The following is a 15,099-nucleotide window of genomic DNA, read 5'->3' as shown; positions in this document are numbered from 1 at the left end:
TCCATGAACAACTCCGCAGGAAACACCGTTCGGCTGCTCTGGGCCGGGTTGCGCGCCCTGCTCGTCCTCACGATCGTCTGCGGCGTGATCTACCCGCTCGCCGTCACCGGTGTCGCCCAGGGCATCCTCCCGGGCAAGGCCAACGGTTCCGAGATCACGGCGAACGGCAAGGTCGTCGGCTCCGAACTCATCGGCCAGCGCTACGACCTGCCGCTGAAGAAGGGCGAGGAGACCGCGGCCCCGGACCTCAAGTGGTTCCAGCCGCGCCCGTCCAACGGCCTCGGCAGCAACAGCGTCAACACCCAGTACAAGCTGATCCTGTCCGGCGCGACCAACCGGTCCGGCGACAACAAGGACCTGATCGACTGGGTCACCGCCGCCAAGGCCGCCGTCGTCAAGGACAACTCCGTGCCCGGCCACCCGGTCAGCCCCTCGGCCGTGCCGGCCGACGCCGTCACCTCCTCCGGCTCCGGTCTCGACCCGGACATCTCCCCGGAGTACGCACAGCTCCAGGTGCGCCGTGTCGCCGAGCGGAACCACCTCGGCGTCGACCAGGTGGAGAAGCTGGTGGAGCAGCACACCGACGGCCGCACCCTCGGATTCGTGGGCGAGCCGCGGGTCAACGTCCTGCAGCTCAACATCGCACTCAAGGAGCTGGTGAACGGAGGTTGATCCTCCGCCGACGGATGCGCCGGGCCGCCGTGGTCATGCTGTACGGACCACGGCGGCCCGGCGTCGTGCCCGCCAGGAGGGCTTCGGCCATTGCCCGGCCGTGTGCCTCATGCACATACTGGCGGCCGACGGGAACCGACCACGCACGGGGGAGCGCATGACCGACAGCACCTACGGAAAGAGCACGGGCGGGCAGGGCGGCACGGCGGTCGCCGAGGGCCCGGCCCGCGGGCCGATGGTCCGCATCGAGGACCTGCACCGCTCGTACGGAACCGGCGCGGGCGCCGTCCACGCGCTGCGCGGGATCTCCCTCGACGTGCCGCGCGGCGAACTCGTCGCACTCAAGGGGCGCTCGGGCTCCGGCAAGACAACCCTGCTGAACCTGGTCGGCGGCCTCGACAGCCCCGACCGCGGCCGGATCACCGTCGACGGCACGGACCTCTCCCAGCTCGGCGAGGACGGGCTGCTGGAGCTGCGCCGGGACCGGATCGGCTTCATCTTCCAGTCGTTCGGCCTGATCCCGATCCTGACCGCCGCGGAGAACGTCGGCGTACCGATGCGGCTGCGCAAGGTGGATCCGCGCGAGCGGGAGGAGCGGGTGGCGTTGCTGCTCTCCCTGGTCGGGCTCGGCGACCACGGTGCGCAGCGGCCCGGGGAGCTCTCCGGCGGCCAGCAGCAGCGCGTCGCGATCGCCCGCGCGCTCGCCAACCGGCCCGCGCTGCTGATCGCGGACGAGCCGACAGGACAGCTCGACGCGGAGACGGGGCTCGCCGTGATGGAGCTGTTGCGAGCGGTGGTGCGGAGCGAGGGGGTGACCGCGTTGGTGGCGACGCACGATGCGCAGCTGCTGGGGCTCGCGGACCGCGTGCTGGAGCTGAGCGACGGGCTTATCGCCGAGCGCGCCTAGCGGGCGGGAAAGGGGTGTCCGGGCTCGCCCCGGGCACCCCTTTGTCTGCGCGGTTCGGCGCATCAGAATTCTGTCAATTCGGTCTTCTGTCCGACCTTGCATCCCCTTTGTCGTAAATATTCGAGGTAGCTTCGAGAGCGGCTGCCGCATCGGCCGCAGTCGCTCATCTGAAAGACAATGGGGCCATGGCACGCGGCAAGCTTCGGATCTACCTGGGTGCGGCACCGGGCGTCGGCAAGACGTACGCGATGCTCTCCGAGGCCCACCGCCGGGTGGAGCGGGGCACCGACTGCGTCGTCGGGTTCGTGGAACACCACGATCGGCCGCGCACCGAGGTGATGCTGCACGGCCTGGAGCAGGTCCCGCGCCGCGCGATCGACTACCGGGACACCGTCTTCACCGAGATGGACGTCGACGCGGTCCTGGACCGTGCCCCGGCCGTAGCCCTGGTGGACGAACTGGCCCACACCAATGTGCCGGGCTCCCGCAACGCCAAGCGCTGGCAGGACGTCGAGGAGCTGCTCCAGGCGGGCATCGACGTCGTCTCCACCGTCAACATCCAGCACCTTGAGTCGCTCGGCGACGTCGTCGAGTCGATAACCGGCGTGCGGCAGCGTGAGACCGTTCCCGACGAGGTCGTCCGCCGGGCGGACCAGATCGAGCTGGTCGACATGTCGCCGCAGGCGCTGCGCCGCCGGATGGCCCACGGCAACATCTACAAGCCGGACCGGATCGACGCGTCCCTGTCCAACTACTTCCGCCCGGGCAATCTCACCGCCCTGCGCGAGCTCGCCCTGCTCTGGGTCGCCGACCGGGTCGACGAGTACCTGCAGCAGTACCGCGGCGAACACAACATCAGCACCACCTGGCAGGCCCGCGAACGCATCGTCGTCGGACTCACCGGCGGACCCGAGGGCCGTACGCTCATCCGCCGCGCGTCCCGGATGGCCGCCAAGGGTTCCGGTGGCGAGATCCTCGCCGTCTACATCGCCCGCAGCGACGGACTGACCTCCGCGTCGCCCAAGGAGCTCACCGCTCAGCGCACCCTCGTCGAGGACCTCGGCGGTACGTTCCACCACGTCATCGGCGACGACATACCCGCGGCACTCCTCGCATTCGCCCGGGGGGTGAACGCCACCCAGATCGTGCTCGGCTCCAGTCGTCGCAAGGCCTGGCAGTACATCTACGGCCCCGGCGTCGGCGCCACCGTCGCCCGCGAGTCCGGCCCCGACCTCGACGTCCACATCGTCACGCACGACGAGGTCGCCAAGGGCCGCGGACTGCCGATCGCCCGCGGCGCCCGGCTCGGCCGCGCCCGGATCATCTGGGGCTGGTTGACCGGGGTCGGCGGTCCGGTCCTGCTCACGCTGCTCCTGACCAGCATGTCGAACGGTCCGGGGCTCGCCAACGACGTCCTGCTCTTCCTCTTCATGACGGTCGCCGCAGCGCTGCTCGGCGGGCTGCTGCCCGCCCTGGCGTCCGCGGCCGTCGGCTCGCTGCTGCTGAACTACTGGTTCACCCCGCCGACCCACACCCTGACGGTGCAGGACCCGAGGAACTTCGTCGCCATCGTGATCTTCTTCGCGGTCGCGGTGGCAGTGGCCTCCGTCGTCGACCTGGCGGCCCGCCGTACCCATCAGGCGGCCCGGTTGCGCGCCGAGTCCGAGATCCTGTCCTTCCTGGCCGGCAGCGTGCTGCGGGGCGAGACCACCCTGGACGCCCTGCTGGACCGGGTCCGCGAGACCTTCGCCATGGAGTCCGTCGCACTCCTGGAGCGGCGCAGCGACGTCGATCCGTGGACCTGCGCGGGCAGTGTCGGCCCTGCGCCCGTCTCCCGCCCCGAGGACGCCGATGTGGACATGCCCGTCGGCGACCACATGGCGCTCGCGCTCTCCGGCCGGGTGCTGCCCGCAGAGGACCGCCGGGTGCTCGGCGCGTTCGCCGCCCAGGCCGCCGTCGTACTCGACCGGCAGCGCCTGGTCGGGGAGGCGGAGGAGGCCCGGCGGCTCGCCGAGGGGAACCGGATAAGGACCGCCCTCCTCGCCGCCGTCAGCCACGATCTGCGGACCCCGCTGGCCGCCATCAAGGCCGCCGTCACCTCGCTGCGCTCCGACGACGTGGCCTGGTCGGAGGCGGATGAGGCGGAGCTCCTCGAAGGCATCGAGAACGGCGCCGACCGTCTCGACCATCTGGTCGGCAATCTCCTCGACATGTCGAGGCTGCAGACCGGCACCGTCACCCCCCTGATCCGCGAGATCGACCTCGACGAGGTGGTCCCGATGGCGCTCGGAGGCGTACCGGAGGGCAGCGTCGACCTGGACATCCCCGAGACGCTGCCGATGGTGGCCGTCGACCCGGGGCTGCTGGAGCGGGCCGTCGCGAACATCGTCGAGAACGCCGTCAAGTACAGCCCCGACGGGGAACGCGTCACCGTGGCCGCCAGCGCGCTCGGCGCCCGGGTCGAGCTCCGGGTGGCCGACCGCGGCCCCGGCGTCCCCGACGAGGGCAAGGAGCGGATCTTCGAACCCTTCCAACGCTACGGCGACGCCCCGCGCGGCGCCGGAGTCGGCCTGGGGCTCGCCGTCGCCCGCGGCTTCGTGGAGTCCATGGGCGGCACCCTCGACGCCGAGGACACCCCCGGTGGCGGCATGACCATGGTCCTGACGCTCAGGGCGGTGTCGGGATACGTTCCGATCGGTACCGACCTGCCCGCGCAGGCCGTCTTGTGATCGCCGCAGTGATACCCGTACTGCTTCCCGCAGCAATTCCGTACAGCAGAAAGGCAGGACCCCGATGACCCGGGTGCTTGTGGTCGACGACGAGCCGCAGATCGTACGCGCCCTCGTGATCAATCTGAAGGCGCGCAAGTACGAGGTGGACGCGGCGCCCGACGGCGCGACCGCCCTCCAGCTCGCCGCCGCGCGCCACCCCGATGTCGTCGTCCTCGACCTCGGACTGCCGGACATGGACGGCGTGGAGGTGATCAGGGGGCTGCGCGGCTGGACCCGGGTGCCGATCCTGGTGCTCTCCGCCCGCCATACCTCCGACGAGAAGGTCGAGGCGCTGGACGCGGGAGCCGACGACTACGTCACCAAGCCGTTCGGCATGGACGAGCTGCTGGCCCGGCTGCGCGCCTCGGTCCGGCGGGCCGAACCGGTCGGCCAGGACGGCGCCGACGACATCGTGATGGTCGAGACCGAGGGGTTCACCGTCGACCTGGCGGCGAAGAAGGTCCAGCGCGAGGGACGCGACGTGCGGCTCACCCCGACCGAGTGGCACCTGCTGGAGGTGCTGGTCCGCAACAGCGGCCGGCTGGTCAGCCAGAAGCAGCTGCTGCAGGAGGTGTGGGGGCCTTCGTACGGCACGGAGACCAACTATCTGCGGGTCTACATGGCCCAGCTCCGGCGCAAGCTGGAGGCGGACCCCTCGCACCCCCGGCACTTCGTCACCGAGCCGGGCATGGGTTACCGCTTCGAACGCCGCTGAGCACGGTGCGTGCGGCGGCCCGTCGTCAGCTTCGCTCCGTCGCGAGTCGCCCGTCGGAGTGAGAGAACGGACACCTGCCCGGACCACCCCGGCCCGGTACCCTTCGGGTATGAGTGCTGTCCCTCGTTCCGAGAAGGCGGAGCGGCCGTCCGGCCGCTTCCGTCGGATGCTCGACCGGCTGTCCAGCTCCCAGCAAGACCTGGAATCGGAGGAGCTGCAGGAGGACTCGCAGGCATCGGGATGCACGCGGATCTCCGAATGCAACGACCGCCAGATCGTCAAGGTGACTGGTACCTTGCGGACCGTCACCCTGCGGCCGCGCGCCGGAGTGCCCGCCCTGGAAGCGGAGCTCTTCGACGGCACCGCTCCGCTGGACGTGGTCTGGCTGGGCAGGCGTTCCATCGTGGGCATAGAGCCGGGCCGTAAGCTCATCGCCTCCGGCCGGATCGCCATGAGCCACGGACGCCGGGTGCTGTTCAACCCCAAATACGAACTCCGACCGCTCGGCAAGGAGTAGCCGGTGACGTCTCTCGACAAGCCGACACCCGATACGGACCGCACCGACCAGCAGGAGGCCGACGCGAAGGCGGTCACCGAAGCCGCCCTCTTCGAGGCCTTCGGCGGCATCCGCGGGATGGTGGAGACAGTCCTGCCCGGGCTGCTCTTCGTCACGATCTTCACCATCAACAAGGATCTGCACACCTCGGCCATCGCGGCCCTGGTCGTGTCCCTGGTCCTCGTCGCCGTACGGCTGATCCGCAAGGACACCGTCAAGCACGCCTTCAGCGGGGTCTTCGGCGTCGCCTTCGGTGTGGTCTTCGCGATGATGACGGGCAACGCCAAGGACTTCTACCTGCCCGGCATGATCTACACGCTGGGCCTGGCCCTCGCCTACATCGTCACGACGATCGCCGGGGTGCCGCTGATAGGGCTGATTCTCGGGCCGGTCTTCAAGGAGAACCTCTCCTGGCGCACCCGGAACCCCGGCCGCAAGAAGGCGTACGCCAAGGCCAGCTGGGCCTGGGGTCTGATACTGCTCGCCAAGTGCGCGATCCTCTTCCCGCTCTACTGGTGGGCCGACACCGCCCAGCTCGGCTGGGTCCTGGTCGCCCTGAAGATCCCGCCGTTCCTGCTAGCGGTGTACCTGACCTGGGTCTTCCTCGCCAAGGCGCCGCCGCCCATCGACGTCTTCGCCGAGATGGAGGCGGAGGAGCAGGCCGAGAAGGCCCGCAAGGAAGAGGCTGCCGCGGCCCGCAACACCGAGGCCTGACCGGCAGCGACAGCGAAGGGGCCCGGAACCGTGATCTACGGTTCCGGGCCCCTTCGTCGTACGGGATGTCGTGCGGGACGACGTACCTGAGCCGAGGCCGGCCGGCCGTCCTCAGTCGTCGGTGACCTCGCGACGCACCGACAGCAGGTCCTCCAGCTGCTCCTCGCGCGCCTGGGCGGCCACGAACAGCAGCTCGTCACCGGCCTCCAGCGTCTCCTCCGAGCCCGGGGTCAGCACCCGCGTACCGCGGATGATGGTGACCAGCGAGGTGTCCTCGGGCCACGCCACATCGCCGACCTGGGTACCGGCCAGGGCCGACTCCGGGGGCAGCGTCAGCTCGACCAGGTTGGCGTCGCCGTGGCTGAAGCGCAGCAGCCGGACCAGATCGCCGACGCTCACCGCCTCCTCGACCAGCGCGGACATCAGACGCGGCGTGGAGACCGCGACGTCGACGCCCCAGGACTCGTTGAACAGCCACTCGTTCTTCGGGTTGTTGACCCGGGCGACGACCCGCGGCACGCCGTACTCGGTCTTGGCGAGCAGCGAGACGACCAGGTTCACCTTGTCGTCGCCGGTCGCGGCGATCACGACGTTGCAGCGCTGGAGCGCCGCCTCGTCCAGCGAGGTGATCTCGCAGGCATCCGCGAGCAGCCACTCGGCCATGGGCACCCGCTCCACGGAGATGGCGGTCGGCGCCTTGTCCACGAGGAGCACCTCGTGGCCGTTCTCCAGCAGCTCGCCGGCGATGGAGCGGCCCACCGCGCCGGCCCCGGCAATCGCGACACGCATCAGTGACCGCCCTCCTCAGGACCCTCGGCGAAGGCCGCCTCGACCTTCGCGATCTCGTCCGTACGCATCATCACGTGGACGAGATCGCCCTCCTGCAGCACCGTCTGCGACGACGGAAGAATGGCTTCGCCCAATCGGGTGAGGAACGCCACGCGGACGCCCGTCTCCTCCTGCAGCGTGCTGATCTTGTGCCCGATCCAGGACGGGGTGGTGTGCACCTCGGCGAGCTGTACACCGCCGCTCGGGTCGCGCCACAGCGGCTCGGCGCCCGAGGGCAGCAGCCGCCGCAGCATCTGGTCCGCCGTCCAGCGCACGGTGGCGACCGTGGGGATACCGAGGCGCTGGTAGACCTCGGCGCGCCGCGGGTCGTAGATCCGCGCCGCGACGTTCTCGATGCCGAACATCTCGCGAGCCACCCGGGCGGCGATGATGTTCGAGTTGTCGCCGCTGCTCACCGCGGCGAACGCGCCGGCTTCCTCGATACCCGCCTCACGGAGGGTGTCCTGGTCGAAACCGACGCCGGTGACGCGTCGGCCACCGAACCCCGACCCGAGACGGCGGAACGCCGTGGGGTCCTGGTCGATCACGGCGACCGTGTGCCCCTGCTGCTCCAGGGTCTGCGCGAGAGCGGCTCCTACTCGCCCGCAGCCCATGATGACGATGTGCACCTTGCGCCTACCTCGCAGTCCTGGTCGTCCGGCTGACCTGCGAAAACACCCTGCTCACACTCTTTCCTCGGCTTGCCGGGCAAACAACGGGGCAACGTTTTTCGGCGTTGCCCGGGATGAGCTTATGCGGCCACCGACGCGTTGCCTCATTCGAGTGTGCTTTCGCCAGGGCCGTAGCTGCAAAGGCGCGGTAAAGGGAACGGGTCACGGAACAAGCGGAGAAGGGAGATCTACTGGAACGCCGCCGTCCGCTACACCGGTCCCGGTGGCCAACCGGAACGGAACGGTTACAGCGTGCTGATGCCATAAGGGGGGAGTGCAAGGATTCCGTTAAGGATTCCGTGCCGATTTCGGCTGAGTGCAGGAGATTGCAGGACCGCGGGGGTGGTGCGTGGGTGGCCTCCATACGGAACCCTTACGATCCTCAGCGTGTCCAAACTGACCGACGTGCCCAAACGGATCCTGATCGGCCGGGCGTTGCGCAGCGACAAGCTGGGGGAAACGCTCCTCCCCAAGCGCATCGCCCTCCCCGTCTTCGCATCCGACCCGCTGTCCTCGGTGGCGTACGCACCAGGAGAAGTCCTCCTCGTGCTGTCCATCGCGGGCGTGTCGGCGTACCACTTCAGCCCGTGGATCGCGGCCGCTGTCGTGGTCCTGATGTTCACGGTCGTCGCCTCGTACCGGCAGAACGTGCATGCCTACCCGAGCGGCGGCGGCGACTACGAGGTCGCCACCACCAACCTCGGCCCCAAGGCCGGTCTGACCGTCGCCAGCGCCCTGCTGGTCGACTACGTCCTGACCGTCGCCGTGTCGATCGCCTCCGGCGTGGAGAACCTCGGCTCCGCGATCCCGTTCGTCGTCGAGCACAAGACGCTCTGCGCGATCGGGGCCATCGTGCTGCTGACCCTGATGAACCTGCGGGGCGTCAAGGAGTCCGGCAAGCTCTTCGCCATCCCCACGTATCTCTTCGTGGCCGGCGTCTTCATCATGATCGCCTGGGGTGCGTTCCGCGGTCTTGTCCTCGGCGACACCATGCACGCCCCGACCTCGGACTACGAGATCAAGCCCGAGCACCAGGGCCTGGCCGGCTTCGCCCTCGTCTTCCTGCTGCTGCGGGCGTTCTCCTCCGGCTGTGCGGCGCTGACCGGCGTCGAGGCGATCAGCAACGGTGTACCCGCCTTCCGCAAGCCGAAGAGCAAGAACGCCGCGACCACTCTCGCGATGATGGGCCTGCTGGCCGTCACGATGTTCTGCGGCATCATCGGCCTGGCCATGGCCACCGATGTGAAGATGGCCGAGAACCCGGCCCAGGACCTGATCCACAACGGCGCCGCCGTCGGTTCGAGCTTCGTCCAGGACCCGGTGATCTCCCAGGTCGCGGCCGCCGTCTTCGGTGACGGCTCGTTCCTCTTCATCATCCTCGCCGCGGCCACCGCACTCGTGCTCTTCCTGGCCGCCAACACCGCGTACAACGGCTTCCCGCTGCTCGGCTCGATCCTCGCCCAGGACCGGTACCTGCCGCGCCAGCTGCACACCCGGGGTGACCGGCTCGCCTTCTCCAACGGCATCGTGCTGCTGGCCGGCGCGGCCATCCTGCTCACCTGGATCTACGGCGCCGACTCGACCCGGCTGATCCAGCTGTACATCGTCGGTGTGTTCGTCTCCTTCACCCTCAGCCAGACCGGCATGGTCCGGCACTGGAACCGTCATCTGCGGACCGAGAAGGACCCGGCCAAGCGCCGCCACATGATCCGCTCCCGCGCGATCAACACCTTCGGCGCGTTCTTCACCGGCCTGGTGCTCGTCGTCGTGCTCGCCACCAAGTTCACCCACGGCGCCTGGGTGGCACTGCTCGGCATGGTGATCTTCTACGGGACGATGACCGCGATCCGCAGGCACTACGACCGCGTCGCCGAGGAGATCGCCGCCGACGAGGCCCCGTCCGACGACAGCATGAAACCCTCCCGAGTCCACTCCATCGTCCTGGTCTCCAAGCTGCACCGGCCCACGCTGCGCGCGCTCGCGTACGCCAAGCTGATCCGCTCCGACCGTCTGGAGGCGCTGTCCATCAGCGTCGACCCGGCCGAGACCAAGGCGCTCAAGGAGGACTGGGAGCGGCGCGGCATCAACATCCCGCTGAAGATCCTCGACTCCCCGTACCGCGAAGTGACCCGGCCGGTCATCGACTACGTGAAGGGCCTGCGCCGGGAGAGCCCCCGCGACGTGGTCAGTGTCTACATCCCGGAGTACGTGGTCGGGCACTGGTACGAGCATCTGCTGCACAACCAGAGCGCCCTGCGCCTCAAGGGGCGGCTGCTGTTCACCCCGGGCGTGATGGTGACGTCCGTCCCGTACCAGCTGGAATCCTCCGAGGCTGCGAAGAAGCGCGCCAGGAAGCGTGCCGAATGGAACGCTCCTGGATCGGTCCGCCGGGGTCCCGTGGAGCGCAGGGCCAAGGAGCCCAGCAACAAGAGCTGACTCTCCGTGCCCGCAAGTGGTAAGCGGCCGGACACCACCCACGTAGACTTGTGGGTTGTTGTCCGGCCGTTTTCCTTTGATCTCTGGAGCCACCCCCTCATGCAGAACGAATCCACCTCGTCGCCGGCCGAGGACTCGCAGACCGGGGACTCACTGATCGGCGAGGAGTACGAGGTCGAGGTGGGCCCCGTCGCGCACGGCGGCCACTGCATCGCCCGTACCTCGGAGGGCCAGGTCCTCTTCGTACGGCACACGCTGCCCGGCGAAAAGGTCATCGCCCGGATCACCGACGGTGACAAGGACTCCCGCTTCCTGCGCGCCGACGCCGTCACGATCATCGAACCGTCCAAGGACCGCGTCGAGGCGCCCTGCCCGTACGCCGGCCCCGGCAAGTGCGGTGGCTGCGACTGGCAGCACGCCAAGCCCGGCGCCCAGCGCCGGCTCAAGGGCGAAGTGATCGCCGAGCAGCTCCAGCGCCTCGCCGGGCTCACCCCCGAAGAGGCCGGCTGGGACGGCACGGTCATGCCGGCCGAGGGCGACAAGCTCCCGAAGGGCGAGGTGCCGGCCTGGCGCACCCGCGTTCAGTACGCCATCGACGAGAACGGCCGCGCCGGCCTGCGCAAGCACCGCTCGCACGACGTCGAGCCGATCGAGCACTGCATGATCGCGGCGCCCGGCGTCTCGGAACTCGGCATCGAGAAGCGCGACTGGACCGGCATGGCCTCGGTGGAAGCCATCACCGCCACCGGTTCCAACGACCGCCAGGTCATCCTCACCCCGAAGCCCGGCGCCCGGCTGCCGCTCGTCGAGCTCGACAAGCCGGTCTCCGTCCTGCGCGTCGACGAACGCGACGGCGGCATCCACCGGGTCCACGGCCGCGGCTTCGTCCGCGAGCGCGCCGACGACCGCACGTACCGCGTCGGCTCGGGCGGCTTCTGGCAGGTCCACCCGCAGGCTGCCAACACCCTCGTCCGCGCGGTCATGCAGGGCCTCCTGCCCCGCAAGAACGACATGGCCCTCGACCTCTACTGCGGCGTCGGCCTGTTCGCCGGCGCCATCGGCCAGCGCATCGGCGAGAAGGGCGCGGTCCTCGGCATCGAGTCCGGCAAGCGTGCCGTCGAGGACGCCCGCCATAACCTCCAGGACCTCGACCGGGTCCGCATCGAGCACGGCAAGGTCGACCAGATCCTGCCCCGCACCGGCATCACCGAGTGCGACCTGATCGTCCTGGACCCGCCGCGCGCGGGCGCGGGCAAGCAGACGGTGAAGCACCTCGCCGGCCTCGGCGCACGCCGCATCGCCTACGTCGCCTGCGACCCGGCGGCACTCGCGCGCGACCTGGCGTACTTCCGGGAGGGCGGCTACAAGGTGCGGACCTTGCGGGCGTTCGACCTGTTCCCGATGACGCACCATGTGGAGTGCGTGGCGATTCTTGAGCCTGCCACAAAGGGCTCCTGACCTGCGGGTTTCCCATGGACGTGACCTCCGGCCACCCATGAGGCGAACGCCTCGCACCTCATCGCGAGCGACGAGTACAAGCGCCAGGTCGACGCCGTGCGCACGGCCGGTGCCGACAAGCCGACGGCCGCCACCCCGGTGATCAACCGCACCCCGGCCCAGCTGGCCGCGGCCTGGTTCTGGGCCGGCGACAACAACGGCACCTACAAGCCGCCTGGCCAGATGCTCCAGACCACCCGCGAGGTCGCCAACGCCCGCGGTCTCGGGGTCTACGCCAACGTCCGTCTCTTCGCGCTCGTCTCGATCGTCCTCGCCGACACCGGCATCGCGGTCCGCGACGCCAAGCTGCGCGGCAACATGACGGTGGGCGTGGTCGGCGACGAGCTCATTGCGCGGGTGGGCCCGGACCGGACCGAGCAGGCTCTTGCCCGCCCGGAGGCCCGGCCCATGACTTCACCGGCCGTCCGATGCGCGGCTGGGTCACCGTGAGCGGCCCCGCCCTGACGGAGGACTCGGTTCTGGAGCGCTGGGTCAGGACGGCGCTGGCCCTCGCCGGTACCCTCCCGCCCAAGTGACGCCCGTACTCACCGCTCCAGCAGGGCCTTGAGCGCCGCCAGGTCCTTGTTCTGCGCTCGGCGCATGGCCGCCGCCATCACGGTGGCCCCGAGCGAGGCGAATCCGCTGGGCTCGCCCCGGTTGCGGAGGGTCATGCGGGTGTGGTCCGCGGCTTGCCCGTACGGCTCCCAGGTATAGGTGGTCTCCATCGGGAAAGGGCCTTCCTCCGTCCGCATCACCATGCGCCGACCGGGCTCGTACGCGGTGATCTCGTATGTGTAGGCCAGCCGCCGGCCGAGGAAGCGGGCAACGAACGCGACCCGGGAGCCGACCCGCACCGGCGGCGGCGTCCGCCATGCGACGGAGGTGATGTTGGCGTACCACTCCGGGGCATGCGCGGGGTCGGCCGCGTAGGCGGCGACCCCGTCGCAGGGGGCGGCTATTACGGCCTCGGTCAGTACGTCGACCTTCATGGGACGCTCTCAGACGGTGAAGAAGGGGTTCGGCTCGCCGGTCTCGGCGTAGTCCTTCAGGCGGGTCATCAGCAGGCCCCAGGTCTCGCTGGTCATCGGGATCTCGGCCTCGCCTTCGGGGAAGCCGGAGTGGGCGAAGGCCACCCGGGTCCCTCCGGGGGTCTCCTTCAGGTCCCAGGAGATCGTGGTGCCGGCCCAGTGCGGCGGGAACGCGCCGACGTTCACCCAGACCACGCGGTCCTCGTCAGCCTGGTCGCGGCGGAGCTGGAACGGCTCGGGGACGCCGGGGAAATTGAAGAACAGGACCTCGTCCTTGCGGTTGACGTCGTTCGTCCACCAGCCGGTGAGGCCGTCGTGCGTGTTGAGCGCCTCCAGGACGCGGGCGCGGTCGGTGGCGATGTCGGTCTCGTAGGCGATCTCGGTCATGACCTGCTCCTGATGGTGCGGTGTGTGGGGACTAATTAAGTCCAGACTAAAATATGATCGTGAGGCTTGGCAAACTGCAGCGTGGACTAAAATTCGGAGCATGGACGCGGTACAGGTGATAGCCGAGCCCAGGCGGCGCGAAATTCTGCGGCTGATCTGGGAGGACGAGCTGTCCGCGGGCGAGATCGCGGCCCGCTTCGAGGTCACCTTCGGGGCCGTCTCCCAGCATCTGAAGGTGCTGCGCGACACCGGTCTGGTTACGCTGCGGAAGGACGGGACGAAGCGGTTCTACCATGCGGACCGGGAGGCGCTGGGCCCGCTCGCCGCCTACCTTCAGAGCATGTGGAGCACCAAGCTCGACACCCTTGCCCAGCTCGCCGAAGAGGCCGAACGGAGTGAGAACACCCCATGACGCCCCCCACGGACACCGTCACGCTGGAGCGCCGCATCGCGGCCCGTCCCGAAACCGTCTTCGGCTTCTTCACCGACCGCGAGAAGTGGCTGTCCTGGATGGGCGCCGACGGTACGTTCTCCTTCGAGCCCGGCGGCTCGTACCGCACCCGGGTCACCGGTGAGAACGTCGCCTCCGGCCGCTTCCTGACCCTTGATCCGCCCAAGCGACTCGTCTTCACCTGGGGCTGGGAGGAGGGCGGCATGCCCGTCGCGGCCGGCTCCACCACCGTGGAGATCACTCTCGAACCCACCGCCGAAGGAACCCTGCTCCGCCTTGTCCACCGCGGCCTGCCCTCCCCGGAGGCGTGTGAGGCGCACGCGGAGGGCTGGCAGCACTACGTCGACCGCCTCGCGGTCCGCGCCGAAGGCGCAGACCCCGGCCCGGACGCCTGGATGCAGCAGCCGGCGGGCTGACCGGTCTCTTGCCGGAGCGGCGCCCGAAGGTGGGTATCCCGGGCTGGTTCCGTCCCGTGAGGGCGGAGGCAGCCCGGGCCCGGGTCGAGGACGGCCGCGTCACCGCTGCGCACCAGGGCCCATCGTGGCCGGGCGTGGTCGCCCGAGGGCCTACGGGACCCGGGCGACAGCGACGTAGAGGCCGCTGGCCTCGGGCTGGGGTGCGGGGGTGCCCCGGAACCATTCGGGTGCCGTCACCAGACCCGGTTCGACGATGTCCAGGCCGTCCAGGAAGCGGGCGAACTCGTCGCGGGTGCGCAGCGCGAGCCGGATGCCGCCCTTGCGGTACTCGGCGGCGCCCTGTTCTCCCCGCTCGGGATTCACATCGGATGCTCCCTGGGACAGCACCACGTAGCTGCCCGGAGCCAGTGTGCTCACCAGGGTCCGGACGATGGCGTACGGATCGTCCTCGTCCGGCAGGAAGTGCAGCAGGCCGAGGAGCGAAACGGCGACCGGCCGGTCGAAGTCCAGAATCCGGCGCGCGGCCTCCACGATTCCCTCGGGCTCGCGCACGTCCGCCGGTACGTAGTCGGTCGCCCCCTCCGGCCTGCTGATCAGCAGCGCCTCCGCGTGACGCAGGACGATGGGGTCGTTGTCGCAGTAGACGACCCGGGCGGCCGGGTTGATCTCCTGGGCTGTCTGATGCAGGTTCGGGGCGGTCGGGATGCCCGTACCGATGTCCAGGAACTGCTCGATGCCCTCGCCGGCCAGCCAGGCCGTCGCCCGGCTCATGAACGCGCGGTTCTGATGCGCCCCGGTCTTCGCCTCGGCCGGCAGCTGCTCCGCCACCGCCTGATCGACGGGGTAGTTGTCCTTCCCGCCGAGGAGCCAGTCGTACACCCGCGCGGAGTGGGGCCTGCTGGTGTCGATCGGGGTGTGGGACATCCCTGTCGTCATGCCGTGCTCCGTCACCGATGGGTCGAACCGCTCCGTCGGCGCAGTCTGCCACAGCAACTCCGGGCCGATCCACGCGCGTTGACAACCGGTCGGCGAAATGGCCGGTACTGCGTG

Annotated in this window: 16 protein-coding genes; 11 read left to right on the top strand and 5 right to left on the bottom strand. The window is 69.6% G+C overall.

The genetic code is table 11. From position 1 onward, the window contains the following. Nucleotides 1-3 precede the first annotated feature (3 nt). The 6 genes from OHA88_RS15045 to OHA88_RS15020 all read left to right on the top strand — a co-directional run bounded on the left by OHA88_RS15045 (nt 4) and on the right by OHA88_RS15020 (nt 6,335). A complete protein-coding gene (locus OHA88_RS15045) occupies nt 4-672 on the top strand; it encodes a potassium-transporting ATPase subunit C (RefSeq protein ID WP_328629696.1) in 669 nt (222 codons plus the stop codon). A 157-nt stretch (nt 673-829) separates the two neighbouring features. Continuing rightward, nucleotides 830-1,579, top strand: coding sequence for an ABC transporter ATP-binding protein (locus OHA88_RS15040; RefSeq protein ID WP_328625919.1), 750 nt, complete (start codon nt 830-832; stop codon nt 1,577-1,579). A 185-nt stretch (nt 1,580-1,764) separates the two neighbouring features. Next, entirely contained in the window at nt 1,765-4,308 is a 2,544-nt protein-coding gene (locus tag OHA88_RS15035) for an ATP-binding protein (protein WP_328625918.1), read from the top strand. A gap of 64 nt (nt 4,309-4,372) precedes the next feature. Continuing rightward, nucleotides 4,373-5,065: a response regulator gene (locus tag OHA88_RS15030; protein ID WP_328625917.1), complete on the top strand. Its 693-nt coding sequence runs from the start codon at nt 4,373-4,375 to the stop codon at nt 5,063-5,065. 109 nt (nt 5,066-5,174) lie between these two features. Continuing rightward, nucleotides 5,175-5,582 (top strand): OB-fold nucleic acid binding domain-containing protein, encoded by a 408-nt coding sequence (locus tag OHA88_RS15025; protein WP_037822942.1) that lies wholly within the window; start codon nt 5,175-5,177, stop codon nt 5,580-5,582. Between the two features lie 3 nt (nt 5,583-5,585). Beyond that, the gene (locus OHA88_RS15020; protein ID WP_267000877.1) at nt 5,586-6,335 is read left to right on the top strand and encodes a DUF3159 domain-containing protein; all 750 of its coding nucleotides are present in this window, start codon (nt 5,586-5,588) and stop codon (nt 6,333-6,335) included. A 111-nt stretch (nt 6,336-6,446) separates the two neighbouring features. Here the strand turns inward: OHA88_RS15020 and OHA88_RS15015 are convergent, their stop codons facing one another. Continuing rightward, nucleotides 6,447-7,124, bottom strand: coding sequence for a potassium channel family protein (locus OHA88_RS15015; protein ID WP_030980341.1), 678 nt, complete (start codon nt 7,122-7,124; stop codon nt 6,447-6,449). Next, nucleotides 7,124-7,792 (bottom strand): potassium channel family protein, encoded by a 669-nt coding sequence (locus OHA88_RS15010; RefSeq protein ID WP_026242838.1) that lies wholly within the window; start codon nt 7,790-7,792, stop codon nt 7,124-7,126. The genes OHA88_RS15015 and OHA88_RS15010 overlap by 1 nt, the downstream gene beginning before the upstream one ends. A gap of 429 nt (nt 7,793-8,221) precedes the next feature. On the opposite strand from OHA88_RS15010, the gene OHA88_RS15005 reads away from it, so the two are divergent. The 3 genes from OHA88_RS15005 to OHA88_RS14995 all read left to right on the top strand — a co-directional run bounded on the left by OHA88_RS15005 (nt 8,222) and on the right by OHA88_RS14995 (nt 12,217). Then, nucleotides 8,222-10,270: an APC family permease gene (locus OHA88_RS15005; protein ID WP_267000873.1), complete on the top strand. Its 2,049-nt coding sequence runs from the start codon at nt 8,222-8,224 to the stop codon at nt 10,268-10,270. Nucleotides 10,271-10,369: 99 nt separating this feature from the next. Continuing rightward, complete coding sequence (locus tag OHA88_RS15000) at nt 10,370-11,728, top strand: class I SAM-dependent RNA methyltransferase (RefSeq protein WP_328625916.1); 1,359 nt, start codon at nt 10,370-10,372, stop codon at nt 11,726-11,728. A gap of 96 nt (nt 11,729-11,824) precedes the next feature. Beyond that, nucleotides 11,825-12,217, top strand: coding sequence for a hypothetical protein (locus OHA88_RS14995; RefSeq protein ID WP_328625915.1), 393 nt, complete (start codon nt 11,825-11,827; stop codon nt 12,215-12,217). 95 nt (nt 12,218-12,312) lie between these two features. Here OHA88_RS14995 and OHA88_RS14990 read toward each other — a convergent pair whose 3' ends face one another. Next, nucleotides 12,313-12,756, bottom strand: a complete 444-nt coding sequence (locus tag OHA88_RS14990; RefSeq protein ID WP_328625914.1) for an SRPBCC family protein — start codon at nt 12,754-12,756, stop codon at nt 12,313-12,315. A gap of 9 nt (nt 12,757-12,765) precedes the next feature. Further along, the gene (locus tag OHA88_RS14985) at nt 12,766-13,182 is read right to left on the bottom strand and encodes an SRPBCC family protein (protein WP_328625913.1); all 417 of its coding nucleotides are present in this window, start codon (nt 13,180-13,182) and stop codon (nt 12,766-12,768) included. Between the two features lie 100 nt (nt 13,183-13,282). Between OHA88_RS14985 and OHA88_RS14980 the strand changes: the two genes are divergently transcribed. After that, nucleotides 13,283-13,594 carry an ArsR/SmtB family transcription factor gene (locus OHA88_RS14980; protein WP_328625912.1) on the top strand — a complete coding sequence of 104 codons (312 nt, stop codon included), beginning with the start codon at nt 13,283-13,285 and terminating at the stop codon, nt 13,592-13,594. Next, nucleotides 13,591-14,049 (top strand): SRPBCC family protein, encoded by a 459-nt coding sequence (locus tag OHA88_RS14975; RefSeq protein WP_328625911.1) that lies wholly within the window; start codon nt 13,591-13,593, stop codon nt 14,047-14,049. The genes OHA88_RS14980 and OHA88_RS14975 overlap by 4 nt, the downstream gene beginning before the upstream one ends. Before the next feature lie 150 nt (nt 14,050-14,199). Here the strand turns inward: OHA88_RS14975 and OHA88_RS14970 are convergent, their stop codons facing one another. Next, the gene (locus OHA88_RS14970; protein WP_328625910.1) at nt 14,200-14,985 is read right to left on the bottom strand and encodes an SAM-dependent methyltransferase; all 786 of its coding nucleotides are present in this window, start codon (nt 14,983-14,985) and stop codon (nt 14,200-14,202) included. Nucleotides 14,986-15,099 lie beyond the last annotated feature (114 nt).

Source organism: Streptomyces sp. NBC_00353, from assembly GCF_036108815.1.
Classification (GTDB): Bacteria; Actinomycetota; Actinomycetes; order Streptomycetales; family Streptomycetaceae; genus Streptomyces.
Note: the sequence above shows the minus strand (reverse complement) of the source record. Positions and strands in the feature narration are given on the sequence as shown.

Bases quoted from the DNA above. Each gene is read 5' to 3' on its own strand.
- OHA88_RS15045 (WP_328629696.1), top strand. From the start codon at position 4: ATGAACAACTCCGCAGGAAACACCGTTCGGCTGCTCTGGGCCGGGTTG.
- OHA88_RS15040 (WP_328625919.1), top strand. From the start codon at position 830: ATGACCGACAGCACCTACGGAAAGAGCACGGGCGGGCAGGGCGGCACG.
- OHA88_RS15035 (WP_328625918.1), top strand. From the start codon at position 1,765: ATGGCACGCGGCAAGCTTCGGATCTACCTGGGTGCGGCACCGGGCGTC.
- OHA88_RS15030 (WP_328625917.1), top strand. From the start codon at position 4,373: ATGACCCGGGTGCTTGTGGTCGACGACGAGCCGCAGATCGTACGCGCC.
- OHA88_RS15025 (WP_037822942.1), top strand. From the start codon at position 5,175: ATGAGTGCTGTCCCTCGTTCCGAGAAGGCGGAGCGGCCGTCCGGCCGC.
- OHA88_RS15015 (WP_030980341.1), bottom strand. From the start codon at position 7,124: ATGCGTGTCGCGATTGCCGGGGCCGGCGCGGTGGGCCGCTCCATCGCC.
- OHA88_RS15000 (WP_328625916.1), top strand. From the start codon at position 10,370: ATGCAGAACGAATCCACCTCGTCGCCGGCCGAGGACTCGCAGACCGGG.
- OHA88_RS14990 (WP_328625914.1), bottom strand. From the start codon at position 12,756: ATGAAGGTCGACGTACTGACCGAGGCCGTAATAGCCGCCCCCTGCGAC.
- OHA88_RS14985 (WP_328625913.1), bottom strand. From the start codon at position 13,182: ATGACCGAGATCGCCTACGAGACCGACATCGCCACCGACCGCGCCCGC.
- OHA88_RS14980 (WP_328625912.1), top strand. From the start codon at position 13,283: ATGGACGCGGTACAGGTGATAGCCGAGCCCAGGCGGCGCGAAATTCTG.
- OHA88_RS14975 (WP_328625911.1), top strand. From the start codon at position 13,591: ATGACGCCCCCCACGGACACCGTCACGCTGGAGCGCCGCATCGCGGCC.
- OHA88_RS14970 (WP_328625910.1), bottom strand. From the start codon at position 14,985: ATGACGACAGGGATGTCCCACACCCCGATCGACACCAGCAGGCCCCAC.